The organism is Thermocrispum sp. (assembly GCF_002919275.1).
GTDB classification, from domain to species: Bacteria; Actinomycetota; Actinomycetes; order Mycobacteriales; family Pseudonocardiaceae; genus Thermocrispum; species Thermocrispum agreste.
The window spans coordinates 41310-66404 of record NZ_PKFA01000051.1 but is presented as its reverse complement, the minus strand read 5'-3'; the positions used below and the strand labels follow the sequence as shown (position 1 = coordinate 66404).

At 70.7% G+C, this 25095-nt stretch carries 26 protein-coding genes; 11 read left to right on the top strand and 15 right to left on the bottom strand.

Annotated features, from left to right (window positions below):
• Positions 1 to 11: 11 nt before the first annotated feature.
• Positions 12 to 611, bottom strand: a complete 600-nt coding sequence (locus CXP56_RS12065) for a class I SAM-dependent methyltransferase (RefSeq protein WP_038044342.1) — start codon at positions 609 to 611, stop codon at positions 12 to 14.
• A 170-nt stretch (positions 612 to 781) separates the two neighbouring features.
• Here CXP56_RS12065 and lepA point away from each other — a divergent pair, with 170 nt between their 5' ends.
• Both lepA and CXP56_RS12055 read left to right on the top strand, forming a co-directional pair.
• Positions 782 to 2617 carry a translation elongation factor 4 gene (gene lepA / locus CXP56_RS12060; protein ID WP_028846376.1) on the top strand — a complete coding sequence of 612 codons (1836 nt, stop codon included), beginning with the start codon at positions 782 to 784 and terminating at the stop codon, positions 2615 to 2617.
• A 676-nt stretch (positions 2618 to 3293) separates the two neighbouring features.
• Positions 3294 to 3866 carry a DoxX family protein gene (locus CXP56_RS12055; RefSeq protein WP_028846377.1) on the top strand — a complete coding sequence of 191 codons (573 nt, stop codon included), beginning with the start codon at positions 3294 to 3296 and terminating at the stop codon, positions 3864 to 3866.
• 249 nt (positions 3867 to 4115) lie between these two features.
• Here the strand turns inward: CXP56_RS12055 and CXP56_RS12050 are convergent, their stop codons facing one another.
• Both CXP56_RS12050 and CXP56_RS12045 read right to left on the bottom strand, forming a co-directional pair.
• The gene (locus CXP56_RS12050) at positions 4116 to 5093 is read right to left on the bottom strand and encodes an alpha/beta fold hydrolase (RefSeq protein WP_028846378.1); all 978 of its coding nucleotides are present in this window, start codon (positions 5091 to 5093) and stop codon (positions 4116 to 4118) included.
• 541 nt (positions 5094 to 5634) lie between these two features.
• Positions 5635 to 6600: a zinc-binding dehydrogenase gene (locus tag CXP56_RS12045; protein WP_028846379.1), complete on the bottom strand. Its 966-nt coding sequence runs from the start codon at positions 6598 to 6600 to the stop codon at positions 5635 to 5637.
• Positions 6601 to 6649: 49 nt separating this feature from the next.
• Between CXP56_RS12045 and CXP56_RS12040 the strand changes: the two genes are divergently transcribed.
• From CXP56_RS12040 to CXP56_RS12030, 3 genes are read left to right on the top strand one after another with little or no spacing between them, the layout of a single operon-like run.
• A complete protein-coding gene (locus tag CXP56_RS12040) occupies positions 6650 to 6850 on the top strand; it encodes a hypothetical protein (protein WP_038044343.1) in 201 nt (66 codons plus the stop codon).
• A gap of 11 nt (positions 6851 to 6861) precedes the next feature.
• The gene (locus CXP56_RS12035) at positions 6862 to 7287 is read left to right on the top strand and encodes a guanyl-specific ribonuclease (protein WP_028846380.1); all 426 of its coding nucleotides are present in this window, start codon (positions 6862 to 6864) and stop codon (positions 7285 to 7287) included.
• Positions 7288 to 7315: 28 nt separating this feature from the next.
• Positions 7316 to 7675 carry a barstar family protein gene (locus CXP56_RS12030; RefSeq protein ID WP_028846381.1) on the top strand — a complete coding sequence of 120 codons (360 nt, stop codon included), beginning with the start codon at positions 7316 to 7318 and terminating at the stop codon, positions 7673 to 7675.
• 44 nt (positions 7676 to 7719) lie between these two features.
• Here CXP56_RS12030 and CXP56_RS12025 read toward each other — a convergent pair whose 3' ends face one another.
• The 10 genes from CXP56_RS12025 to CXP56_RS19045 all read right to left on the bottom strand — a co-directional run bounded on the left by CXP56_RS12025 (position 7720) and on the right by CXP56_RS19045 (position 17121).
• Positions 7720 to 8508, bottom strand: coding sequence for an enoyl-CoA hydratase-related protein (locus CXP56_RS12025; protein ID WP_028846382.1), 789 nt, complete (start codon positions 8506 to 8508; stop codon positions 7720 to 7722).
• Positions 8509 to 8532: 24 nt separating this feature from the next.
• Complete coding sequence (locus CXP56_RS12020) at positions 8533 to 10497, bottom strand: acyltransferase family protein (protein ID WP_286901163.1); 1965 nt, start codon at positions 10495 to 10497, stop codon at positions 8533 to 8535.
• A 10-nt stretch (positions 10498 to 10507) separates the two neighbouring features.
• The gene (locus CXP56_RS12015) at positions 10508 to 11317 is read right to left on the bottom strand and encodes a hypothetical protein (RefSeq protein ID WP_051309590.1); all 810 of its coding nucleotides are present in this window, start codon (positions 11315 to 11317) and stop codon (positions 10508 to 10510) included.
• Positions 11318 to 11448: 131 nt separating this feature from the next.
• Positions 11449 to 12183 carry a sirohydrochlorin chelatase gene (locus tag CXP56_RS12010; protein ID WP_028846383.1) on the bottom strand — a complete coding sequence of 245 codons (735 nt, stop codon included), beginning with the start codon at positions 12181 to 12183 and terminating at the stop codon, positions 11449 to 11451.
• Complete coding sequence (locus CXP56_RS12005) at positions 12180 to 13460, bottom strand: sulfate adenylyltransferase subunit 1 (protein WP_286901161.1); 1281 nt, start codon at positions 13458 to 13460, stop codon at positions 12180 to 12182. Before CXP56_RS12005 ends, CXP56_RS12010 begins: the two co-directional genes overlap by 4 nt.
• Before the next feature lie 2 nt (positions 13461 to 13462).
• Entirely contained in the window at positions 13463 to 14407 is a 945-nt protein-coding gene (cysD, locus tag CXP56_RS12000; RefSeq protein WP_286901160.1) for a sulfate adenylyltransferase subunit CysD, read from the bottom strand.
• A gap of 8 nt (positions 14408 to 14415) precedes the next feature.
• A complete protein-coding gene (locus tag CXP56_RS11995; RefSeq protein WP_028846386.1) occupies positions 14416 to 15114 on the bottom strand; it encodes a phosphoadenylyl-sulfate reductase in 699 nt (232 codons plus the stop codon).
• A complete protein-coding gene (locus CXP56_RS11990) occupies positions 15111 to 15290 on the bottom strand; it encodes a hypothetical protein (RefSeq protein ID WP_028846387.1) in 180 nt (59 codons plus the stop codon). Before CXP56_RS11990 ends, CXP56_RS11995 begins: the two co-directional genes overlap by 4 nt.
• Positions 15287 to 16969, bottom strand: a complete 1683-nt coding sequence (locus CXP56_RS11985) for a nitrite/sulfite reductase (protein ID WP_028846388.1) — start codon at positions 16967 to 16969, stop codon at positions 15287 to 15289. Before CXP56_RS11985 ends, CXP56_RS11990 begins: the two co-directional genes overlap by 4 nt.
• Positions 16970 to 17034: 65 nt before the next feature.
• Positions 17035 to 17121 carry a putative leader peptide gene (locus CXP56_RS19045; RefSeq protein ID WP_353744556.1) on the bottom strand — a complete coding sequence of 29 codons (87 nt, stop codon included), beginning with the start codon at positions 17119 to 17121 and terminating at the stop codon, positions 17035 to 17037.
• Positions 17122 to 17264: 143 nt separating this feature from the next.
• On the opposite strand from CXP56_RS19045, the gene hemW reads away from it, so the two are divergent.
• The gene (gene hemW / locus CXP56_RS11980) at positions 17265 to 18488 is read left to right on the top strand and encodes a radical SAM family heme chaperone HemW (protein WP_028846389.1); all 1224 of its coding nucleotides are present in this window, start codon (positions 17265 to 17267) and stop codon (positions 18486 to 18488) included.
• Between the two features lie 6 nt (positions 18489 to 18494).
• Here hemW and CXP56_RS11975 read toward each other — a convergent pair whose 3' ends face one another.
• Complete coding sequence (locus tag CXP56_RS11975; protein ID WP_286901157.1) at positions 18495 to 19274, bottom strand: permease-like cell division protein FtsX; 780 nt, start codon at positions 19272 to 19274, stop codon at positions 18495 to 18497.
• Positions 19275 to 19329: 55 nt separating this feature from the next.
• A complete protein-coding gene (locus CXP56_RS11970; protein WP_211227465.1) occupies positions 19330 to 20070 on the bottom strand; it encodes an ABC transporter permease in 741 nt (246 codons plus the stop codon).
• A gap of 151 nt (positions 20071 to 20221) precedes the next feature.
• Between CXP56_RS11970 and hrcA the strand changes: the two genes are divergently transcribed.
• From hrcA to CXP56_RS11945, 5 genes are all read left to right on the top strand, one after another.
• Positions 20222 to 21247, top strand: a complete 1026-nt coding sequence (hrcA, locus tag CXP56_RS11965) for a heat-inducible transcriptional repressor HrcA (protein WP_028846392.1) — start codon at positions 20222 to 20224, stop codon at positions 21245 to 21247.
• Positions 21248 to 21303: 56 nt separating this feature from the next.
• On the top strand, positions 21304 to 22461 hold the full coding sequence (dnaJ, locus tag CXP56_RS11960; protein ID WP_028846393.1) for a molecular chaperone DnaJ: 1158 nt from the start codon (positions 21304 to 21306) through the stop codon (positions 22459 to 22461).
• 14 nt (positions 22462 to 22475) lie between these two features.
• Positions 22476 to 23228 (top strand): 16S rRNA (uracil(1498)-N(3))-methyltransferase, encoded by a 753-nt coding sequence (locus CXP56_RS11955; protein WP_038044345.1) that lies wholly within the window; start codon positions 22476 to 22478, stop codon positions 23226 to 23228.
• A gap of 386 nt (positions 23229 to 23614) precedes the next feature.
• The gene (locus CXP56_RS11950; RefSeq protein WP_028846395.1) at positions 23615 to 23974 is read left to right on the top strand and encodes a histidine triad nucleotide-binding protein; all 360 of its coding nucleotides are present in this window, start codon (positions 23615 to 23617) and stop codon (positions 23972 to 23974) included.
• Positions 23975 to 24058: 84 nt separating this feature from the next.
• Complete coding sequence (locus CXP56_RS11945) at positions 24059 to 25084, top strand: PhoH family protein (RefSeq protein WP_169725207.1); 1026 nt, start codon at positions 24059 to 24061, stop codon at positions 25082 to 25084.
• Positions 25085 to 25095 lie beyond the last annotated feature (11 nt).

Below are 25095 nucleotides of genomic sequence, written 5' to 3'. Positions count from 1 at the left end.
TCACGTCCCGGTCAGGACGCTCCGTCCTTCTTGTTCACCCCGCGCAGCTGGACGGCCCGGCCGGCGAACATGCCGGGCGGATCCCACGTCCACGACTGCACGTCGACGAAGCCCGCCGCCTCGGCTTCCGCGGCCAGCTGGTGCCGCGTCACGGACAGATGGGCTTCGTGCACCGACAACACCAGCCGCCCGCCGGGCCGGAGCACCCGCGCGATCTCGGCGAATCCCGCCCGCCGATCCGCCCAGAGCTGCACGTTGTTCACGGTCACGGCCACGTCGGCCGAATCGTCGTCGAGCCCGGTCCGTTCCGCGGTCCCGGCCTGCAGGCGCACCGAGCCGGAACGCACCAGATCGGCGCACCGCTGCTCGCTGAGCCGGAGCATGTCCTCCGACGGGTCGACGCCGATCGCGACGGCCGCTCGTTCGGCGGCGGCCCGCAACCCCACGCCCGGCCCGGGTCCCAGCACCAGCACCGTGTGTCCGGCGTCGAGGTCGGCGACTTCGACGATGTGCTTCTCGGTGGCGGCGTTCGTGTACGCCATGACCGCCCCACCGATCCGGCCAAGCAGGCCGCGAGGATGCCCGAAGGCTCGGTCCAGAAGGTCTTTCATAATTCGACAACAGCACGCTTCGGACCGCCCCAGCATCGGGGATGACCCGGAATTCTCCCCCGGGTGGCGAACCGGCGCGGCCGCCGAGCCCGTGCCGAGCAGCGGCAGGGGAGACGCGCACGAAGCGGCATGGGAACATAGAAGCGATCGCCCAGAACCGAGGAACCTGAGTGACCTTCGCCGACAAGACCTTCACGCCACCGGAGCGGATCCGGAACTTCTGCATCATCGCGCACATCGACCACGGCAAGTCGACGCTTGCCGACCGGATGCTGCAGCTCACCGGCGTCATCGAGGAGCGCCTGATGCGGGCGCAGTACCTCGACCGGATGGACATCGAGCGCGAGCGCGGCATCACCATCAAGGCGCAGAACGTCCGGTTGCCGTGGCGGGTCGGTGATCAGGACTACGTGCTGCACCTGATCGACACCCCCGGCCACGTCGACTTCACCTACGAGGTGTCGCGTGCGCTCGCGGCGTGCGAGGGCGCCATCCTGCTCGTGGACGCCGCGCAGGGCATCGAGGCGCAGACGCTGGCGAACCTGTACCTGGCCATGGACCGGGATCTGGAAATCATCCCGGTGCTGAACAAGATCGACCTGCCTGCCGCGGACCCGGACCGGTACGCCGCGGAACTCGGGCACATCCTGGGCGTCGATCCGTCGGACGTGCTCCGGGTGTCGGCCAAGACCGGGGAAGGCGTGCGCGAGCTGCTGGACCACCTGGTCGAGGTCGTCCCGCCGCCGACCGGCGACCCGGACGCGCCGCCCCGGGCGATGATCTTCGACTCGGTGTACGACACCTATCGCGGCGTGGTCACCTACATCCGGGTGGTGGACGGCAAGATCACCCCGCGGGACAAGATCCGCATGATGTCCACCGGCGCCACCCACGAGCTGCTCGAGGTCGGCATCATCTCGCCGGAGCCGAAGCCGGCCGACGGGCTGGGGGTCGGCGAGGTCGGCTATCTGATCACCGGCGTCAAGGACGTCCGCCAGTCCAAGGTCGGTGACACGGTCACCTCCGACCGGAAACCGGCCGCCGAGCCGCTGGCCGGCTACCGCGACCCGAAGCCGATGGTCTACTCCGGCCTGTACCCGATCGACGGGTCGGACTACCCGGTGCTGCGGGAAGCGCTGGAGAAGCTGCAGCTCAACGACGCCGCGTTGACGTTCGAGCCGGAGACGTCGGTGGCGCTCGGGTTCGGCTTCCGCTGTGGCTTCCTCGGCCTGCTGCATCTGGAGATCACCCGGGACCGGCTGGAGCGCGAGTTCGGCCTCGAGCTGATCTCCACCGCGCCGAACGTGGTGTATCGGGTCGTGCTGGAGGACGGCACCGAGCAGGTCGTCACCAACCCGTCCGACTGGCCGACCAAGAAGAAGATCGCCGAGGTGCACGAGCCGGTGTGCCGGGTGACGGTGATCGCCCCGAGCGAGTTCGTCGGCGCGATCATGGAGCTCTGCCAGAGCAAGCGCGGGCAGCTGGCAGGCATGGACTACCTGTCCGAGGAGCGGGTGGAACTGCGCTACCGGTTACCGCTGGCGGAGATCATCTTCGACTTCTTCGACTCGTTGAAGTCCCGCACCCGCGGGTACGCCTCGCTGGACTACGAAGAGGACGGCGAGCAGGTCGCCGACCTGGTCAAGGTCGACATCCTGCTGCACGGCCAGGCGGTGGACGCATTCAGCGCGATCGTGCACCGGGACCACGCCTACGCCTACGGCACGAAGATGACCAGCAGGCTGCGCGAGCTCATCCCGCGGCAGCAGTTCGAGGTGCCCATCCAGGCCGCGATCGGGTCCCGCATCATCGCCAGGGAAACCATCCGCGCGATGCGCAAGGACGTGCTGGCCAAGTGCTACGGCGGTGACATCTCGCGGAAGCGGAAGCTGCTGGAGAAGCAGAAGGAAGGCAAGAAGCGGATGAAGACCGTCGGCCGGGTCGACGTCCCGCAGGAGGCCTTCGTCGCGGCGCTGTCCACCGACGAACCCAAGGGCAAGAAGTAACCGGGCCAGCGCGCCGGGCGGACTCCCAAGGGCACGTCGGGCGGGCTCCCAAGGGCAGGAAGCAGCCCCCACACGGCATGGCGCCGGCACGTCCAACCGCCTACGGATGGTGGCCGACAGCACGGCGTAGCCGGTGCCGTCCCAGCTGGCGGGGAAGCCAATCCATCAGTGCCTGGGCGTGGTCACGGCGCGAGCGCCGTCGTGCCATTGGTGGGAGCTGCCCAGCCGGAGCGGCCCGCGGGCAAGCCAATACCCATCGGCTCGGCCTCCCGCGCGGAGCACGGTCACAGCAGTGGCGGGCGTGATCCATCGGTCGGCGCTCGACGTCACCGCTACGCGGTGTTGGATCGCATCGGTTCCCCGTTCGAGGCATCGGCAGGCGCTACCCGCCGCCCACGGGCCGATTGCGTCCTGGTCGTCTCACGCTGGTCACTGCGATGCGAGCGATGTCGAATCCGCTCCACCGGTGACGACCCGCACTCGCCCGGTCGTGGGCGGCCCGTGCCGCGGCGTGAGCATCTCCGGGGACATCGGTGTGCCGATCACCCGGACGGACGTCCAAGGGTCCCACCAGCCGGTGACATTAAGCAGAAGCGGCAGCCCTGTCCGGGTGATGGACTGAAACCGACCTTGCCACCGGAGACACCGGGGACACGTTCAGAAGGAGGTCAGGGCGATGGCCACGACCAGCGGTCACGACGCACCGGCGCGGAACACCGAGGCCACGACATCGGCCGCGACCGGCACCCACGACACAGATGTTCGTCCCGTGGCTCTCCAGTACGTGCTTGCCGTGCTGCGGCTGGCGCTCGGCTGGACCTTCCTCTGGGCGTTCCTGGACAAGACGTTCGGCCTCGGTCATGCCACTCCTGGCCAGGGCGCCTGGATCAACGGTGGCAGCCCTACCACCGGTTACCTGTCACGGGTCGAAGGGCCGTTCGAGGACTTCTTCACCAGCCTCGCCGGGAAGGCATGGGTGGACTGGCTGTTCATGATCGGCCTGCTCGGTGTCGGGCTGGCGCTGATTCTCGGCATCGGAATGCGCGTGGCCGCGGTCGCCGGCGTGCTGATGCTCGGCCTGATGTACCTGGCTTCACTGCCGCTGGAGAACAATCCGTTCATGGACGAGCACGTCACCGAAGCGCTGATGTTGGTGGTGCTCGCCCTGACGTTCTCGGGCCGGTACCTCGGGCTGGGCCGCTACTGGGAGCGCATCCCGTTCGTGCAGAGGAACCGCTGGCTCATCTGAACCTGCCAGCCCGACCTGCCGGCCTCCGACCGGGGGCCGGCACGTCGTGTCCGGCCGTCACCGCGGTCCGGGTGGTGCCCGTTCGGTGGAGTGTGGCGGTCGGCTGGCGGTTCGGTGGGGCGTGGCGGTCGGCTGGCGGTTCGGCGAGGCGTGGCGGTCAGCTGATGGTTCGGCGAGCGCGACGGTCAGCGGCCGGCCCGCATGCTGAGCGGCTGACGGCCGCCTGTCAGCCACCGCAGGCGTGCCGCGCTAACCAGCGGCCGCATGACGATCGACCGCGGTCCGCTCGGTGAGGGGACGGGGTGGCCGCACTCCCACACGACGGCTGCGGCGCACGAAATAGCGCACCAGCTGGTGGATCTCCGGCGCGTGGTCCAGCTGCGGGCAGTGGCCCCAGTCGTCGTGCACCACCAGCTTGCTGTGCGGCACCAGGCTGTGCAGCCTCCGGCCACCCTCGGCGCGCACCAGCCGGTCCCGTCCACAGGCCAGGATCAGCAGCGGCGCGGTGATGAGCTCCGGCTGGTACAGCCGCTCGTCGAACTCGCTGGTCAGCTGCCTGGCCTGGGCGAGCCGTTCGCGGACCGAGCGATTGGACGAGAACAGCTGGACGAACCGGCGCGCATCCTCGTCGTCCGCGCCGCGCGGCTGGGCGTACAGCAACCTGGGCACGACGGCGTCGACCACACGGCGGACGACCCGGTCGGGAATCGGCAGCGGCAGCGAACCGTACAGCCGCAGCGGCAGCGGATACCGCTTGACCGTGTTGACCAGCCAGGTGTCGGACAGCCCGGGCGCTGCGATGGACACCACCCCGGCCAGCCGCGGCGCCGATCGCTGTGCCGCGCGCAAGCTGACCGTGCCACCCAGCGAGTTGCCGATCAACACCACGTCGCCCAAGCGGGCCTGAGCGCGCACGACGGCCCGCACGAACGCGTCCAGCTGCGGCAGGATCGGTCCCGGCCGCAGCGGGTCGGCCTCACCGAAGCCGGGCAAGTCGACCGCGAGCGCCGGCTCGCCCGCCTTGGCGAACTCCACCAGCAGCCGCCGCCACGTGTCTGCGCTGTCGCAGTAGCCGTGGAACATGACGTACCGGACACCGGAGCGGCTGGCTCCCGGCCGCTCGACCGTCAACACCCGGGTGCGCACACGTGCGTACGTGCGGTACGTCGTGCGGATCGGTGATCCGCCCTGGACCGATCGCCGGCCCCGCTCCGGTGCGGTCGTCATGACTGGAGGGTAGACAACGAATCACCGGAAGAACCGCCACCAAGACGATCACAAACCGGCATCGGTTCGGATCGCCGCAGCTCATGCCGGGTCGCCGTGGTCCGGGTTCGGTCCGGCCGAACGGCGTTTCCGCTGGTAGCGCCCGCGGCCTACACCGCCTTCACCCAGGCCGGGTTCGCCGTGGGGACGGCACACAAAAGGCACTACAGGTTGGTCTGGTTCGTGGCCCGTGTGCTCAGCTGGCGGAGGTGCGCGGCTGCTCGGCCCGCTCGCGGTGGGGGTGCCTTGCGTCCGGCCCCGAGGCTTGTTACGCCTGCGCTTCAGGCATCAGCTCGCCAGGGTCCGCGGTCAACGAGCCCGAACGGCCTGACCGGCCGCAAGCGCCGACCCGGTCAGGCCGAGACCGCTCGGCGCAGCTCGCCGCGCTCGACGCAGGCAGGCACCATTGCCACGGCGGCGGAGCGGGCCGAAGGCCCCGCCGTCCGGCAGGCTGCACGGCTCACGACGAGCGCGTCCGGCAAGCAGCGGCGACGGGCCCGGATCAGCGGGTCAGCACGATCTTGCCTGCCGTCTCGCCCGCCAGCATCTGCCGGAACGCCTGCGGAGCCTCGGTCATCGGCAGCTCCGCCCCGATCGCCGGCCGGATCCCGGCCAGCTGCACGAACTCCAGCAGCGAGGCGAGCTCGTCGCGGGTGCCCATGGTCGATCCGATCACCCGCAGTTGCAGGAAGAACACCCGGTTCAGCTCGGCATTGGCGTCCGGCCCGCTCGTCGACCCCGAGACGACCACCACGCCGCCGGGCTTGAGCGACTTCAGCGAGTGCGACCAGGTCGCCTTGCCGACGGTCTCGAACACCGCGTCGACCCGTTCGGGCAGCCGGGCGCCGGGCTCCAGCGCCTCGTGCGCACCCAGCTCCTTGGCCAGCGCCCGCTTGGCCTCCGTCCGCCCGGTGGCGTACACCCGCATGCCCGCGGCGCGGCCCAGCTGGATCAGCGCGGTGGCGACCCCACCGGACGCTCCCTGCACCAGCATCGACTGTCCGGGCCGCAGGCCGGACTTGACGAACAGCATCCGGTACGCGGTGAGCCACGCGGTGCCCATCACGGCCGCCTCAGCCCAGCTCATCCCGGCCGGTTTCGGCAGCACGTTGGCCGCCGGGACGACCACCCGCTCGGCGAACGTGCCCTGGTACTTCTCGGTCAGCAGGGTGCGCTTGGGGTCCAGCGTCTCGTCGCCGCGCCACGCCGGGTCGCCGATCACCGAGTGCAGCACCACCTCGGTGCCATCCGGCAGGGTGCCCGCGCCGTCGCAGCCCAGGATCATCGGGAACTGGTCCTTGCCGATCCCGACCCCGCGCAGGGTCCACACGTCGTGCATGTTCAGGCTCGCGGCCTTGACGTCGACGGTGACCCAGCCCTCCGGGGCCTCGGGCTCGGGTCGTTCGCCGACGGCCAGGCCGGCCAGCGGGTCGTCGGGATGCGGTTCTGTGGCGTATACGGCGAACATGACCACACCGTATCGGCCGTTCGGCCGGTACAGGAGTAGGGTTCGCCACATGCTCGACAAACTCAGCGCCTGGTGGGACGCGGTCGAACTGTGGGTTGTCGAGCTGTGGTTCCCGCTGCAGTTCCTGGTGGTCATGGCCGTGGTCGTGCCGGTGTGCCTGGTCGTGGCCTGGGGAGTGGACCGCGGCGTGGACCACCTCTCCGCCCGGCTGCGGCGGGTGCGTCGGCGTCGTGACGTCCCGCGTGCCTAGGATCGGGCCCTATGCGGGAAGCACCACCGCGGCGCAACCGCCGCCGGATCACCGCTGCCCTGGTCGGCTTGCTGCTGTTGGTGGGCGCAGGCTGGGTGGCGCAGAACCAGTGGGGTGGGTCCGCCACCGACCAGCTTCCCGGGGCGGAGTCCGGGCTGCCGATCACCCCGTTGTCGGAACTGCCGGCCGAAGCACGGCAGACGTGGCGGCTGATCCAGCGGGGCGGCCCGTTCCCGGAACGCCAGGACGGCACCGTGTTCGGCAACCGGGAAGGGTTGCTGCCCGCGCGCGAGCACGGGTACTACCGCGAATACACGGTGCCCACCCCGAACTCGCCCGATCGTGGGGCCCGGAGACTGGTCACCGGAGAGGGCGATGAGCTGTACTACACACCGGATCACTACCGATCATTCGTTGTCGTCGACCCGGACCGATAGGGGAGTGAGCGTGGTCGAGGAGCCCGCAGTGCGCACACACGCCGAGGTGGCCAGTGAAGCCGCCGCTCGCGGCGCGTATGTGCACACCGTCAGTGGCGCCGGTCTGCGGGACAAGCTCGCAGTGTTGGACGCGATCGCCGACGCGATGGAATTCCCGGAGTCGTTCGGCCGGAACCTGGACGCCCTCTACGACTACCTGACCGACCTGTCCTGGTTGCCCGCCGGTGAGCACGTGCTGATCTGGGTGAACTCGTCGACGCTCGGCGACAACGACCCCAGGGCCTACCTGGCGATCCGATCGGTGCTGTCGGACGCGCAGCGTGCGCTCGGGCCCGCGGGTGAGCGCGCCGACAGCAGGCAGCTCACCGTCGAGCTGGTGGATTCCTAGGGCAGGGCGGCCTGCCAGGCCTGGTGGCGTCCCGGGCAGGCTGTTCAGGACTGGTCCGGCACCCAGTTCGGCTTGCGCTTCTCGGCGAACGCCCGGATGCCCTCCTGTCCCTCCGCGGAGGCGAAGAACCGCGCGGACAGCGCCAGCATCTCGTCGAAGGCCGCCTTCAGCGCCTCCTCGTCGGCTGCGCCCGTCCTGCGCCGCAGCAACTCCTTGGTGGCGGCCAGCGCGTTCGGCCCACCGGCGGCGAGCGCTGTCACGTAGCCGTCGACCGTGGCGTCCAGCTGGTCCCGGGGCACGGCCGCGTTGATCAGCCCGATCTCCGCCGCCCGGGCGGCGTCGAACGGCGCGCCGGTGAGGAAGAGCTCGTGGGCGGCGCGCGGCAGCAGGCGCGGCAGCACCGGCACCGAGATCACCGCGGGGACCACGCCGATCCGCACCTCGCTGAACGCGAACGTGGCGTCGTCGACGGCCACCGCGATGTCCGCGGCCGCCACCAGGCCGACTCCGCCCGCGCGCGCCGGTCCGGCCAGCTTGGCCACCACCGGCTTCGGGCTGGTCATGATCCGGCTGAGCAGCTGGGGGAACTCGTTGACGCCCTGCTCGGAGGCCCCGGCGCCACGCGCCTCCTTGAGGTCCATTCCTGCACAGAACACCGGCCCGGTGTGGTCCAGTACGATGACGCGGACCGCGTCGTCCTGCAATGCGGTGGTCAGCGCCTGGGCGAGCTCCCGGCGCAGCTGGGCGCTCAGTGCGTTGCGGTTGTGCGGGGAGTCCAGCGTGATGGTCGCGACGCCGTGGTCGGCCCGGTAATGCACGAGTTCGTCAGCCATGCCGCTCACTCTGGCACATGCCCGTCAGCGCGCGTGCGGCCTGTCCGCGCCCCGCGGTCCGGCGCCCCGGCGGTCGGGTGACCCCAGCGGCGCACGCCGACCGTTCGATCCAGCGGACTCGCCGACGGGCCGATTGCGGGTGTCTGGGCTCGGTGCGGGTCCGTTCCTGCGGCTGCGCGCGTCGCCGTTGCCTGCGGACCGCCTGGGCGCGGCTTCGTTGCCCGCGACCGGCCACACGGGCTCGTCGTGGTGGACGCGGCCGTTCGCCGTCCGGTGGCCGTTCGGCGGCTCCTCGCGCCGGTGCCGGGGACGCGGGGGCGGCTGCCGCCGTGGCTCGGGCAGGACACCGCGCTCTCGGCGGATCGGCCGGGAAGCCTGCGACTGCTCCGGCGTCTCACCCGGCCAGCGCGGTGCCGGCCGTTCGCGCGGGCCGCCGGGTGCGGGCCGGGTGGGAGGCCGGTCGCCAGGACCATGCGCAGCGCGACGTCCGTTCGCAGCCGGCCGCCTGGGCTGTCCGTTCGATGCCTGCCGTTCGCTTCGCTCGCCGGCCGGCCGCGGCGGGCGACCGTTGCGAGCGGGTACTTCGCGGTGATCGTCGCCGCGTTCCGGTTCCTCGGCGGGGAGCCGCCGCTGCCGTACCTCCGGTGCCGGGCGCCCGCGGTGCACCGTCCGGGCCTCGGCAGCGGCACGTCTCGGTGCCGCGGGCATGCTCGGGCGGGTCAGTTCCTCGTCCGGGGAAGGCGCGTCCTCTTCCTCGGCGCCGTCGGCGTCCTGCTCGTCGTCTTCCTCGTCCTCCTCGGCTTCGGAGGAGTCGTCTGCGGAACGGCGCTTGCGCTTCAGCAGCGCGCCGAGCCGCGGCCTGGGCGCGGCCGGGGAGTCCTCGTTCCGCCGGGACAGCCGCCGGCCCAGGTTGTGGCTGGGCCGCTCGACGTACCGGTAGGCCAGCTCGGTCACGGCGAACGTGGCGGCGACACCGAGCACGACGCAGAGCCAGACCGGCAGCGCGTCGCTGACCGCGTGCATCAGCGGCAACGCGATCAGGCCGTGCATCAGGTACAGCGAGTAGCTGCGTTCGGACATCGCGGTCCAGAACGCGCGCTGCTTCAACCGCGGCTCGGCGCCCAGGCCGACTAAGAACACCAGCACCGCGAACACGATGGGGGCCGGGCGCAGCAGGTAGTCGGTGTCCAGCCGGAGGTTGGTGGCCATGACGAACAGGCCCCACGCGGCCAGCAGGTACCCGCCTGCCAGCCACGGGTGGATCTTGCCGTGCCAGCCCGCCCAGATGATCTGCCCCATGATCGGCAGCAGCAGGTACGCCGACTGGGAGGCGAACCCGCCGAAGTCCTCGCCGAGCGGGGTGCGCAGCAGCACCAGGATCAACACGATGTCCAGCTCGACGAAGATCGCTGCCCAGACCCACCGGCGCAGCAGCGGCAGCATCGCGATGAGCAGCAGGTAGAACAACACCTCGACGGCCAGCGTCCAGGCCACCCCGACCATCGCCCAGAACGGCTTGAGGGAGAAGTTGGCCAGGGTGAGGTTGGCCACCAGCGTGCCCGGGGTGATGTCCTGCTTGTGGCCTGCGCTGAGCACCGACAGGCCGAGCGCGATCCCGCCCGCCGCCAGCAGCACGGCCAGCACGTTCATCGGGTAGATGCGGAAGAACCGGTTGACGCCGAACCTGCGGGCGCCCAGCTGCAGCGCGATCGGCGTCACCACGAAGCCGCTGACCAGGAAGAAGAAGTAGATCGATATCTGCCCGATGCCCTCCGAGGAGAGGTTGAGCGGGGTCTCGAACAACGCGGTGAAGCCGTCGGTGACCGCGCTGCCGCCGTACCGGGCGGCGACGAACTGGTTGGCGACGTGGGTGTAGAACACCACCAGGGCGGCCACCGTGCGGCCGATGTCGATGAAGGCAATGCGGGACTTCTCCGGCGTGGCCTTCACCACGCCGAACACTTCGGTGGGGGCGTCCCAGATCCGCACCGTCGTCGACCTAGACCGCCTGGTAGCGGCGGTTCGCGTCACCGGGTGGGTGACCGAACGCGCCGAGGAAGTAGTTCGGGCCGCGGCGCCGGACGTCCTCCGGCGCGAGGAACGCGCCGGCCTCGTCGGTGTGGACGAAGAACGCATTGACCCCTGCCAGCTCACAGTGAACCAGTCGGTACCCCTTCCGTGCGGCCAGGTCGATCAGCGCCCCCAGCGACGCACCGAAGAAGTCGGTGCCGTCCCAGCCGGGCGTGTCCGGTGGTTGCACCAGGCGTTGGTCCGGGTCGAGACCGGAGTTGTACTCGATCACCACCACGCGGGGCGTGTAGGCGTCGATCGCCCGCCAGACCCAGTAGTCGTTGCCGTCGATGTCGATCGACAGCACGTCGGGGCGGCGGGGCACCCCGGCTTGCGCGAACAGCTCCTGCACGTTCTCCGGGGTCACCGCGGCGTGCAGCGTGGTGACCCGGTCCGACCACAGGTACTTGTGGTGCAGGTGGTGGTAGGTGTCGGGGTTCGCCTCCATGAACAGACCGCGCCAGCCCGCGATGTCGGCGAGCGCCACGCAGTTGCCCTCCATGCCGGTCTCCACGCCGAACTCCACGAACCAGCCGTCCTCGACACCGATGCGGCGGAAAATTTCCACCAGCACCCCATCTTCCCCGTTCTGGGAGCAGACCTGGTACTCGTAACCGGTCAGGTCCAGCTCCGCCACCGCGTCCGACGGTTTGGGGTCGAGCAGCCGCAAGCGTCGCTGGTACTCGGGAAGCGCCTGGTACACGCGGGCTTGACGCTGAACGACGGCCTCGGAGAACACGCAACGAAAGTAGCAGCTCGTTTCGTCCGATTGGGCGGTATGGGCTGAGCTGGACCGTTCCGCCAGGCATGCTGCACCTGCGCGCTCGCCGGCCGGGCCGCGGAGAATCCACCTCGTGGTCGGGGAACGATTCACGCGGCAGCGGCCACCGGAACGGGTGAGGTGTAGCGGGCGAGCACGACCTCGGCGACGCTCGGGTGCGCACCGAGGGGGGCGGCGACTCGCACGTCGTCGGCCACGCGCCTGGCTTCGCCGGCGGCCCGGTCCAGCAGCAGCCCGGGGGCGAGGAACCACGGCGCCAGCACGATCCGGGACGCTCCCGCCGTCCGCAGGCGGGCCACGGCGGACTCCACCGACGGTCGGCAGGTCGCGAACGCGTGCGTGACGTGGGCGAACCGGCCTTGGCCCCGCCAAGCCGCGGCGATCCCGGCCACGGCGGCGTTCGCCTTCGCGTCGCTGGAGCCGACACCGGTCAGCACCACCCCGGCCGTCTCGTCGGCGTCGAGCTGTTCGGCAGCGCGCAGCGCGGCGAGCGACTGCAGCACGGGATCGGGCCCCAGCACATCCGACACCGTGACCGCCAGGCCTGGGCAGCGTTCGTGGGCTTCGGCGATCAGCGCGGGGAGGTCGACGCGCGCGTGGTAGGCCGAGCCGAGCAGCAGGGGCACCACGATCACCGACCGATGCCCCTGGCCGTGCAGCTCGGCGAGGGCGTCCGGGACCGACGGCTCGCTCAAGTCGAGAAACGCGACGCGAACGACAAGACCAGGCGCGCGCTCACCGACCACCGCGGCGAGCCGCCGCACGGTGGCTGCCGACCGGGGATCGCGGCTGCCGTGCGCGACGAGCAGCAGTGGTGCGGTCACCGGCCGACCCCGAGCGACGGCAGCGGCGCGCCGATCAGGCCGGCGGCGAGCGTGTCGCCCGTCGGCGGATCGATCACCAGGAACGCGCCGTTACGGTGCGCGGTGGTGTAGTCGTCCACCGGAAGCGGCTCCGCGGTGCGGACCGCCACCTGGCCGATGTCGTTGAGCCGCAACGTCTCCGGCGCTTCGATCGTCGCCAGTCGCTGCTCGTCGAACCGGGCGTCAAGCCGCTCCACGAGCGCTTGCACGGTCTTGGTGCCGTGCTTCACCAGCACCCGAGCGCCCGGAGTGAGCGGCTTCTCGGCCAGCCAGCACAGCGCGGCGGACAGTTCGCCGGTCACCCGGGGAGGGGCGTCGACCGCCGCGATCAGATCGCCCCGTGCGACGTCCAGGTCGTCGGCCAGCACCAGGGTCACCGATCGCCCGGCGCTCGCCTCGTCCAGCGGGCCGTCGGCCGTGTCGATCCGTTCCACGCGGGAGCGCAGGCCACTGGGCAGCACCAGAACCTCGTCCCCCGGCCGGATGGTGCCCGACGCGATCTGTCCCGCGTAGCCGCGATAGTCCGGATGCTCCGCCGTTCGCGGGCGGATGACGTACTGCACCGGGAAGCGCAGCGGCTCGTCGTGCGGGTCGTCGGCCACCGGCACGGTCTCCAGGTGCTCCAGCAACGCTGGGCCGCGGTACCAGGGGGTGCGGCCCGACTTCTGCACCACGTTGTCCCCGTGCAGTGCGGACACCGGGATGGCCTGCACCTCCTCGGGCGAGTAGCCGAGCGCGACCGCGTGCGCGGTGAACTCGTCGGCGATGGCGGTGAACCTCGCCTCGTCGTAGCCGACCAGGTCGATCTTGTTCACCGCGAGCACCAGCCGCCGCACGCCGAGCAGCGCCAGCACCGCAGCGTGCCTGCGGGTTTGCTCGATGACGCCGTTGCGCGCGTCGACCAGCAGCACCGCCAGGTGCGCGGTCGAGGCGCCGGTGACCGTGTTCCTGGTGTACTGCACGTGGCCCGGGGTGTCCGCGAGCACGAACTTCCGCTTCGGCGTGGCGAAGTAGCGGTACGCCACGTCGATGGTGATGCCTTGCTCGCGTTCACTGCGCAGCCCGTCGACCAGCAGGGACAGATCCGGGGTGGACAGCCCGCGATCGACCGAGGCGCGGGTGACCGCGTCCAGCTGGTCCGCCAAAACCGACTTGGTGTCGTACAGCAGCCGTCCGACCAGGGTGGACTTGCCGTCGTCGACCGATCCCGCGGTCGCCAGCCGTAACAACGAACTCACGATCAGAAATACCCCTCGCGTTTGCGGTCCTCCATCGCGGCCTCGGACAGCCGGTCGTCGGCCCTGGTGGCGCCCCGCTCGGTGAGCCGGGAGGCGGTCACTTCCGCGATGACGTCCTCGACGGTGGTGGCGTGCGATTCCACGGCACCGGTGCACGAGCCGTCGCCGACCGTGCGGTAGCGCACCATCTTGCGGACGACCTGTTCGCCCTCGCGCGGCCCGCCCCACGGGCCGGCGGTCAGCCACATGCCGTCACGTCGGAAGACTTCGCGCTCGTGGGCGTAGTAGATCGACGGCAGCTCGATGTTCTCCCTGGCGATGTAGTGCCACACGTCGAGCTCGGTCCAGTTGGACAGTGGGAACACCCGCACGTGCTCGCCCGGCCGGTGCCTGCCGTTGTAGAGGTTCCACAGCTCGGGCCGCTGCCTGCGCGGCTCCCACTGCCCGAACGCGTTGCGCAGGCTGAAGATCCGCTCCTTGGCCCGGGCCCGCTCCTCGTCCCGGCGGCCGCCGCCGAAGACGGCGTCGAAACGGTGCTCGGCGATGGTGTCGAGCAGCGGGACGGTCTGCAGCGGGTTGCGGGTGCCGTCCGGCCGTTCGGCCACCTTGCCCTCGTCGATCCACCGCTGCACCTCGGCCACGATCAGCCGCAGGTTGTGCTTGGCGACCATCTTGTCCCGGAACTGGAGCACTTCGGGGAAGTTGTGCCCGGTGTCGACGTGCAGCAACGGGAACGGCACCGGCGCGGGCCAGAACGCCTTGACGACCAGGTGCAGCAGCAGGGTGGAGTCCTTGCCGCCGGAGAACAGGATCACCGGGCGGTCGAACTCCCCGGCCACCTCGCGGATGATGTGGATGGCCTCGGACTCCAGGGCCGTCAGGTGGTCGCCGACGGCCGGAACGCCGACGTCGCCGGCGGGACGTGATCGGGATACGACTGCGGTCATGGTTCTCCCTATCCGTGCAAGCCGCATTCGGTCTTGGCGTGTCCCGCCCAGCGGCCGCTGCGCGGGTCGGCGCCGGGGGCGACCTTCGACGTGCACGGGGCACAGCCGATGGACAGATAGCCCACGGACACCAGGGGGTTCTGCAGGATGCCGTTGGTGCGCAGGTAGTCGTCGAACTCCTCGTCCGACCAGGCCGCGATCGGGTTGATCTTGACCAGGCCGTTCCGCTCGTCCCAGTGCACGATCGGGGTGTTCGCCCTGGTCGGCGCGTCGACCCGGCGGACGCCGGTCACCCAGGCGTCGTAGCCGGCCAGCGTGCGCCGCAGCGGCACCACCTTGCGCAGGTGGCAGCAGCGGTCGGGTTCGGTCCGGTACAGCTCGCCGAACTCGGCTTCCTGCTCGGCCACCGACTGCTCGGCCTGTGCGTCGACGATGCGCACCTGCGGGTAGACGGTGGCGACCGCGTCCCGCACACCGAGGGTTTCGGCGAAGTGGTAGCCGGTGTCCAAGAACAGCACGTCGATGTCCGGCTTGACCTTGGTCGCCAGGTCGATCAGCACCGCGTCCTGCATGTTGGACGCCACGATCAGCCGGTCGCCGAACTGCTCGACCGCCCAGGTCAGCGCCTCGATCGCGGTCGCGTCGGCGAGCTCTGCCTCGGCGCGCTCGGCCAGCGCGCGGTGCTGCTGCCTCGTCGAGGTGGTCATCGCCGCACCACCTCGGAGGCGGCGGCGAAGTTCAACCCGAGCATCTTGAGCCGGAAGACCCGGCGGCATCCGGTGCACAGCCAGGCGGCGTGCGACCCGGTGGCCTCGTCCACGTGCGGCCGCAGGTCCTCGTTCGCGCAGTACGGGCAGTAGAACGGAGTCGCTCGTTCGCTCATCGCAGGTCGGCCTCCTCGGCGCGGGCCACCCATTGGGCGAACCGCTCGCCGTCTTCGCGTTGTTCGACGAACTTGCGCACCACGCGCTCGACGTAGTCACCGAGCTCGGCGCTGGTGACCTTGTGCGCGCGCAGCTTGCGGCCGAACCCGGCGTCCATGCCGAGCCCGCCGCCCAGGTGCACCTGGAACCCCTCGACCTGGTTGCCGTCGGCATCGGTGACGATCTGGCCCTTCAGCCCGATGTCGGCGGTCTGGATCCGGGCGCACGAGTTGGGACAGCCGTTGAGGTGGATCGACAGCGGCGCGGTCAGCCCGTCGGTGACGTCCGCCAGGCGCTTCTCCAGGTCGGCGACCAGGTCCCTGGCCCTGGCCTTGGTCTCGACGATGGCCAGCTTGCAGTATTCGATCCCGGTGCAGGCCATCACGCCGCGCCGCCACGGGCTCGGCTCGGTCTCCAGGCCCACGTCGGCCAGATCCCGCTGCAGCGCCGCCACCTCGGACTCGGCCACGTCGAGCACCAGCAGCTTCTGCAGCGGCGTCAGCCGCACCCGGCGGGAGCCTGCCCGCTCGGCGGCCTTGGCGACGGCGATCAGCGTGCTGCCGGACACCCGGCCGGCGATCGGCGAGGCACCCACGTAGAACTTGCCGTCCTTCTGGGCGTGCACCCCGACGTGGTCGACCTGGGTCTCGGGCACCGGCGGCGCGGGCCCGTCGACGAGCTTGCGGCCGAGGTACTCGTTCTCCAGTACCTCGCGGAACCGCTCCGGCCCCCAGTCCTTGACCAGGAACTTCAGCCGGGCGCGGTGCCGCAGCCTGCGGTAGCCGTAGTCGCGGAAGATGCTGGTGACACCCGCCCAGACCTCCCCGACCTCCGCCGGCGGAACCCAGGCGCCCAGCCGGGTGGCCAGCATCGGGTTGGTGGACAGACCGCCGCCGACCCAGACGTCGAAGCCCGGCCCGTGCTGGGGATGCTCCACCCCCACGAACGCGACGTCGTGGATCTCGTGCGCCACGTCTTGCAGGCCGGAGATGGCCGTCTTGAACTTGCGCGGCAGGTTGGCCAGCTCGGGGTCGCCGACGTAGCGGCGCCGGATCTCGGCGATGGCCGGGGTCGGGTCGATCACCTCGTCCGCGGCGATGCCGGCCACCGGCGAGCCGAGGATCACCCGCGGGCAGTCGCCGCAGGCTTCCGTGGTGATCAGCCCGACCGACTCCAGCCGCTGCCAGATGGCAGGCACGTCCTCGATGCGGACCCAGTGGTACTGGACGTTCTGCCGGTCGGTGATGTCGGCGGTGTCGCGGGCGTAGGCCTGGGACACCTCGCCGATGACCCGCAACTGCTCGGTGGTGAGCGCGCCGCCGTCGATGCGCACGCGCATCATGAAGTACTTGTCGTCCAGCTCCTCCGGCTCGAGCGTGGCCGTGCGGCCGCCGTCGATGCCGGGCTTGCGCTGGGTGTAGAGGCCGTACCAGCGGAAACGCCCGCGCAGGTCGCTGGGGTCGATGCCGTCGAACCCGACGTGCGCGTAGATGTTCTCGATGCGGGCGCGCACGTTGAGCGGGTTGTCGTCCTTCTTGGTCTGTTCGTTCTTGTTCAGCGGCTCGCGGTAGCCGAGGGCCCATTGACCTTCGCCACGCCCTTTGCGCGGGCGTGTTCTGGCAGGTGTGGTCAACGTCATTCCTCCGGGTGGACATGGCGGCGCGCCAGTGCGCAGCGTGCGGTCGGGAACGGATCGCGGATGAGTCAGCAGCCCGGACGGCACAGTGCGCTGGCCACCCGGAGAAGGTCGACGTGCAGCCGGCTGACGAGGAGAACGGTGGCTGACGTCATGCGGGTCAGAGTGCCAGCCGTCCACCTGCTGATCTATGTCGTTCAGATCGTGAGATGAACTTTCGGCCAAATCGTGCGGTCGTCGTCGGCCGCCTCCCGCCCCGCCGTGGGCGGCGGCGACGTGGTGGGGAGACACTGGATGGGTGCCTGCATTGCCCGACGGTGAACCCGCTCCCCGCGACGGATCGCTACCCGCCGCAGCGCTGCGGTCGTTGGGCGAGCGGCCGTTCGGCGTCTACGTGCACGTGCCGTTCTGCGCCACCCGGTGCGGCTACTGCGACTTCAACACCTACACACCCGGTGAGCTGGGCACGTCGGCGTCGCCGCAGTCGTGGTTGGAGGGGTTGCGGCGAGAGCTGGATCTCGCGGCGACAGTGCTGGGCAGCGTTCCGCGTGCGGAAACGGTGTTCGTCGGCGGCGGTACTCCGTCGCTGTTGGGAGCCCAGGGCCTGGCCGATGTGCTGGCGGCCGTGCGGGACGCGTTCGGTCTTGCCCGTGGTGCGGAAGTCACGACCGAGGCGAATCCCGAATCGACGTCGCCGGAGTTCTTCGCCGGGCTCCTCGAGGCCGGCTACACCCGGGTCTCGCTGGGCATGCAGTCCGCTGTGCCGCACGTGTTGCGGGTGCTCGACCGAGTGCACACCCCTGGGCGGCCGCTCGCCGCCGCTCGCGAGGCGCTCGACGCCGGATTCGAGCACGTCAACGTGGACCTCATCTACGGGACGCCGGGGGAGCGGCCGGAAGACCTGCGCGCGTCGCTGGAGGCCGTCGGCGAAGTCATCGCCGACGGTGTGGACCACGTGTCGGCGTACGCGCTGATCGTCGAGGACGGCACGGCGATGGCGCGCAAGGTCCGCTCGGGCGTGATCCCCGCGCCGGACGACGACGTGCTGGCCGGCTACTACGAGATGGTCGACGACTACCTCACCGGATGCGGGTTCTCCTGGTACGAGGTGTCGAACTGGGCGCGATCCGCCGATGCGGAGTGCCGCCACAACCTGGGCTACTGGCTGGGCGGCGACTGGTGGGGCGCCGGGCCCGGGGCGCACAGCCACGTCGGCGGGGTCCGCTGGTGGAACGTCAAGCACCCCGCCCGTTACGCGGAGCGGTTGCGTGCGGGTGATTCACCCGCTGCCGGCCGCGAGCTGCTGACCGATGAGGACCGCTACCTCGAGCGGGTCATGCTCGAACTGCGGCTGGCCCGCGGGTTGCCGCGAGACGCACTCGACGACGCCGGCCGCCGCGCCGCCGAAGACGCGGTCCGGGACGGCCTGCTCGAACCGGGGGAGTGGGCTGCCGGAAAGGCGGTGCTGACCCGGCGCGGGCGGTTGCTGGCCGACGGCGTGGTCCGCAGGCTGGCCGGCTGACCCGGATCACGGCCCGGCCACCGGATGCGGCAGCGCGATGCACATGCCGACCCGGGCATCCTCCACGTCGGGCAGCTTCGCCTGCAGTTCGGCGGCCAGCTGCCGGGCGTCGACCGAGTTTGCCGCGGTGACCTCGACGAAGGGGGACATGTCGTCGGGCTGGAGCGACGCGACGAGCTCGGGCTGGTCGGCGAACTGCTCCTTGGCGCGCCGAAATGCCTCCTCGCGGGTCGTCTCCACCACCGAAGTTGCCCGGTGGTCGTTGCGCAACGCGCTGGCGGCGGCGGTCATGGCCGCATCGGTACCGAAGTACACCAGCACGGAATTCCGGCAGTTCACCGACTGCGACAGGGAGAGAATCGCTGCTGTGCGCTCGTCTCCCTTGACGCACGTCACCGGCTCGACGGCCAGCGCGTCGGCGAACTCGTCGCCGAGCACGCTCGCCAGCTCGCCCTTGGGCGCATCGACCGCAGCGACGTGGACGGCTGCCACCGCCGGTGCTTCGCTGCTGGTCTGGTCCCGCATGCCGTCGGCCAGCTCGGGGAAGGAACGCACCAGCCGGCGGAGCATCTGTTCCTGCGTCTCGGTGCGCACGTCGCCGACCCGATCGTCCTCGCGGAGCCGCTGCGCGGCCGTCCGCATGGACTTGTCGTCGGCGAAGTACAGCGACACGCCGTTGGCGCATGTCGCCGAGACCGGTTCGGACGAGAAGAGGGCGCACCCGGTCAGCGTGACGGACGCAGCCACCAGCACCGCTGCGGTGCACAGCAGGCCCTTGATGCTCACGCGCACCGAGTCTGGCACGGCGTGGCACCCTGCGGACCGCGACGTCGTGTCCGGGTCATGATCGGCTGACCATGCCGCGGGCGATCAGCTCGACGGTGATCAGCACCGCGATGGCCTGGACCGCCAGGACGCCGATCAGCACGAGCAGCTGCGCGGCGCCGGCGTCCGCCGGGCTCGCGCCGCCGAGCAGGACGCCGACGTAGGCGCCGGGCAACGTGACCAGGCCGACGGTGCGCGTCTGGTCCAGCGACGGGATCAGCGCTTCCGCGGCAGGCTGCCTGGCCACTTCCAGTGCGGCGCCCCGGGGCATGAAGCCGAGCGCCAGCGCTGCTTCGTACTCCCCGCGCCGGGCCTCGAGCTCGTCCAGTGCCCGCCGCCCGGCCAGCGTCGTCGCGGTCATCGCGTTGCCGATGAGGATGCCTGCGATGGGGATGACCGCGATGCCGGACAGCGGGACCAGGCGGGTGGCCAGTGTCAGCGTGAGCACCGGGGCGACCCCGCACACGATGGGCACGGCCAGCCAGAACGCGGTGAAGGTCCTGGTGATGCGGCGGGAAGCGGTCACCGTGGCGGCCACGAGCATGATCACCACGAACACCGCCCACCAGCCGGTGGTGAGCAGGAACGTGATGACCCCGGAGACGGCGGCCAGCTGCCCGGCCGCGCGCACGCCTGCCAGCAGCGGGGCCCTGGCGGGCCCGAGCCCGCCTGCCGCGGTGACCACCGCCGCGACGGTGGCCAGGATCACCAGGACGACAACGAGCGTTATGTTGAGGGGAACCACGGCGGACGACACGGCGCTGAGTGTGCCCGGCCGGGGCGAGCATCACCCGTTTGCGGGTACGGTGTGCCTGCCGGTCGTTAGCACAAGCAACAGTACCGCGTCGAATTGGCCGTAAACTGAAGGTGTCTGGTCGCTGGGTGGTTCCGAGCCGGAGGAGGTGTCCGTGGGCCACGCCGAGGATCGTCGGTTCGCGGTGTTGCGGGCAATCATCGCCGACTATGTGGCCACTCAGGAGCCGGTGGGGTCGAAGGCCCTGGTGGACAGGCACAATCTCGGCGTGTCGAGCGCGACGGTGCGCAACGACATGGCCGTCCTGGAAGAGGAGGGCTACATCACCCAGCCACACACCAGCGCCGGGCGCATCCCCACCGACAAGGGCTACCGGGTCTTCGTCGACCGGCTGTCGGAGGTCAAGCCGCTCAGCGCGGCCGAGCGCCGCGCCATCAAACAGTTCCTGGACGGCGCCGTCGACCTCGAGGACGTGCTGCGCCGCTCCGTGCGGTTGCTGGCCCAGCTGACCCGGCAGGTCGCGGTGATCCAGTACCCGATGCTGACCAACTCCACCGTCCGGCACGTCGAGGTCGTCCCGCTCACCCCCGCCCGGCTCATGCTGGTGCTGATCACCAGCGTCGGCCGCGTGGACCAGCGCACGGTCGAGCTGGGCGACGTGATCAGCGACGACGACATCGCCGCGATGCGCAACGAGCTGAACGAGTCGCTGGTGGGGCAGAAGCTGGCGGACGCCGCGTCCACGGTCTCCGGCCTGCCGGACCGGGTGCGCCCGGAGATCCGCGAGCACATGACCCGGATCGCCACGGTGCTGATCGAGTCGCTGGTCGAGCACCCGGAGGAGCGGCTGGTGCTGGGCGGCACGGCCAACCTGACCAGGAACGTCTCGGACTTCCCCGGCTCGTTGCGCCAGGTGCTGGAGGCGCTGGAGGAGCAGGTGGTGGTCCTCAAGCTGCTGGCCGCGGTGCGCGGACCCGGTGTGCTGAACGTGCGTATCGGCGAGGAAAATGAAGACGAGCAGATGCGCACCACGTCCGTGGTGTCGATCGGGTACGGCACCGGGGACACGTTGTTCGGCGGCATGGGGGTGGTCGGCCCGACGCGGATGGACTACCCGAACACCATCGCCGCGGTGCGTGCCGTGGCCAACTACGTCGGCCAGATCCTCTCCGGCCGGTGAGCAGCGGGATGCGCGAAGCTGGGTAGCGGCGCTGAGCAGAGGCGTTAGGGAGCACGGTGGCGAAGGACTACTACGGCATCCTCGGGGTGTCCAAGAACGCTACGGAGCAGGAGATCAAGCGGGCCTACCGCAAGCTGGCCCGCGAGCTGCATCCGGACGTCAACCCGTCGGAGGACGCCCAGCACCGCTTCGCCGAGGTCACCCAGGCTTACGAGGTCCTGTCCGACCCGCAGAAGCGCAAGATCGTCGACCTCGGTGGTGACCCGCTGGACAACGGCGCGAGCGCCCGCGCGGGCATGCGCGACCCGTTCGCCGGGTTCGGCGGCCTGAGCGACATCATGGACGCCTTCTTCGGCACCGGTGGGGCGGCGACCGGTCGCGGCCCGCGCAGCCGGGTGCAGCCGGGCTCCGATGCCCTCATCCGGATCACCTTGACGCTGGAGGAGTGCGCCACCGGTGTCACCAAGGAGATCGCGGTGGACACCGCGGTGCTGTGCGACGAGTGCAAGGGCTCGGGCAGCCGGTCCGGCTCGCAGACCGTGACCTGCGACACCTGCGACGGCCGCGGTGAGATCCAGACGGTGCAGCGGTCGTTCCTCGGCCAGGTGATGACCACCAGGACGTGTCCGGTCTGCCAGGGCTACGGCGAGATCATCGCCGACCCGTGCGGCAAGTGCGGCGGCGACGGGCGGGTGCGCGCTCGCCGGACGGTCACCGCGAAGATTCCCGCCGGGGTCGGCGACGGCATGCGCATCCGCCTGGCGGGGCAGGGTGAGGTCGGTCCGGGCGGCGGCCCGGCGGGCGATCTGTACGTGGAGGTGGACGAAGCGCCGCACGACGTGTTCGTCCGGCAGGGCCACGACCTGCACTGCCACGTGCGCATTCCGATGACCACGGCGGCGCTGGGCGCCACGGTGCCGATGGAGACGCTGGTCGACGGGGTGCACGAGCTGCGCCTGGACCCGGGCACGCAGCCGGACACCGAGGTGGTCGTTCCCGGTCTCGGCATGCCGAAGCTGCGTTCCTCCGGGCAGTCCGACGGGCGTGGCGACCTGCACGTGCACATCGACGTCGAGGTGCCGACGAAACTGGACGAGCAGCAGCGCAGGCTGCTGCAGCAGCTGGCTCAGCTGCGCGGCGAGGAGGCGCCGTCGCTGACCTCCAACGGCGCCAAGTCGGGCGGCCTGTTCTCCCGCCTGCGTGCCAAGCGCTGAAGGCGCCGTGTCCCATGACCCCACCGCTGTTCCTCGTCGAGGAGCTTGGCGAGCCCGCGGACGGCGCGGAGCTGACGCTGACCGGCGACGAGGCCCATCACGGTGCTTCGGTGCTGCGGCTCAAGCCGGGCGAGGCCGTTCTGGTCGGTGACGGCGCGGGCGCCGTGGCGGAGGGCACGGTCGCGGCCGTTCGCCCCGGCCGCGACGCCGTCGTGACGGTGATCGTGCGCCGGCGATGGGTGGAGCCGGAACCCGCGCTGCGTTTCACGGTGGTGCAGGCCCTGGCGAAAGGGGACCGCGGGGAGCTCGCGGTCGAGCAGGCCGCCCAGGTCGGTGCGGACGCGGTGATTCCGTGGCGCGCGGCCCGCTGCGTGGCGCGGTGGGACGAGGGGCCGCGCGGTGCCAAGGCGCTGGCCAAGTGGCGATCCGTGGCGCGGGCGGCCACCAAGCAGGCCAGGCGGCCGCGGCTGCTGCACGTGGCCGAACCGGTCACCACGCGCGAACTGCTCGGCCTGGCGTCCTCGGCCGCGCTGACCGTGGTGTTGGAGGGCGATGCCGAGCGGGCCTTCGCCGACCTGCCCTGGCCGGAGCGGGGCGAGGTCCTGCTGGTCGTCGGTCCGGAAGGGGGCATCACGCCCGAGGAGCGCGCCGCACTGGCGTCCGCGGGGGCCGTGGAAGCCCGCCTCGGGCCGTATGTGCTGCGCACGTCGACCGCGGGGGCGGTCGCGGTGAGCGCGGCGGCGACGCTGACCAAGCGCTGGAGGTGACCGGCGCCGGAACCGCCCAGAACGGGCCTTCGGTGACGAATTGCCCTTCAGCTATGGCGACCGCAGGCTAACGGTGCTTAAAATTGAGGTTGCGGGAGTCACCGGTCGCTGACCCCGCGAACAGAAGACTCCGCCGGACACCTCCCCCCTCGGTCCGGCGGCGCCGCGGGAGGCGGTGGAGCGACCCCCAGGTTCCACCGCCCCGCGGCCTCTTCCCAGCGTTGTCGTTCTCCCTCTCAGCTGGCCGTTCCACCAGGGCGGCGCAGCATGCCGGCGATCGTCGCGCGCATCGTGTCCTCGCCCTTGCGCGGGTCGCGCTGTGCGCGGTCGCGGGAGACGGCTGACCGGTCGTCGGCATGCGGCGGGTGGCTCGTAGTCTGATCGGCATGAGCGACAGCGAGACGCTTTTCGAGCGCATCATCGCCAGGGAGATCCCGGCCGACATCGTGCACGAGACGGACACCACGCTGGCCTTCCGCGACATCAATCCGCAGGCCCGGGTGCACGTGCTGGTGGTGCCGAAGAAGCGCTACCGCAACGTCGGCGAGCTGGCCGCCGAGCCGCAGCTGCTGGCCGACGTGCTGGCCACCGCCCGCAAGGTCGCCGAGCTGGAGGGCATCGCCGACAGCGGCTACCGGGTCGTTTTCAACACCGGCCCGGACGCCGGCCAGACGGTTTTCCACGTGCACGCGCACGTGCTGGGAGGCGAGCCGCTGGGCCTGTTCGGACGTCCCGGGGGAAAGTGAGCTGCGCACCCGGGGAGAAATTCGTTAGCATCGGTGCCACCAACCCGTCCGTCGAGCAGCAGAAGAAGGCAGGCCAGAGGCCACGTGGCCGAAACCGCAGAAGGCGTTCCCAGATCCTCGTCACCAGCGCAGTCCCGGTTCCCGATACCCGCTGCGATCGCTCTCAACCTGCTTGGTTCCGCCGACGAGAACCTCATCGCCATGGAGGAGTACCTTGCCGCGGACGTGCACGTGCGCGGCAACGAGGTCACCCTCACTGGCAGCGCGGCGGACGTGGCGTTCGCCGAGCGAGTGTTCAGTGAGCTGGTCGAGCTGGCAGGCAAAGGTCAGCAGGTCGGGCCGGACGTGGTGCGTCGCACCGTGGGCATGCTGGCCAACGGCGTGTCCGAGGACGAGTCGCCCGCCGAGGTGCTCAGCATCAACATCCTGTCTCGGCGCGGCCGCACCATCCGACCGAAGACGCTGAACCAGAAGCGTTACGTCGACGCCATCGACGCGCACACGGTGGTGTTCGGCATCGGCCCGGCGGGGACCGGCAAGACGTATCTGGCGATGGCCAAGGCGGTGCAGGCGCTGCAGGCCAAGGACGTCAACCGGATCATCCTGACCAGGCCCGCGGTGGAGGCGGGGGAGCGGCTCGGCTTCCTGCCCGGCACGCTCTACGAGAAGATCGACCCGTACCTGCGGCCGCTGTACGACGCGTTGCACGACATGGTCGACCCGGATTCCATCCCCGGGCTGATCCAGGCGGGCACGATCGAGATCGCGCCGCTGGCCTACATGCGCGGCCGCACGCTCAACGACGCGTTCATCATCCTGGACGAGGCGCAGAACACCACGCCGGAACAGATGAAGATGTTCCTCACCCGGCTGGGCTTCGGCTCGAAGATCGTGGTGACCGGCGACGTCACGCAGACCGACCTGCCGGGGGGCCAGGAGTCCGGGCTGCGCGTGGTGCGGGAGATCCTGGAAGACGTCGATGACGTTCACTTCTCGGTGCTGACCAGCGACGACGTGGTGCGGCACCAGCTGGTCGGCCGCATCGTGGACGCCTACGAGAAGTGGCAGGTCGGCCGCCGGCAGCAGGCGGAGCGGCGCCGTCGGCGCTGACGGTGCCGACG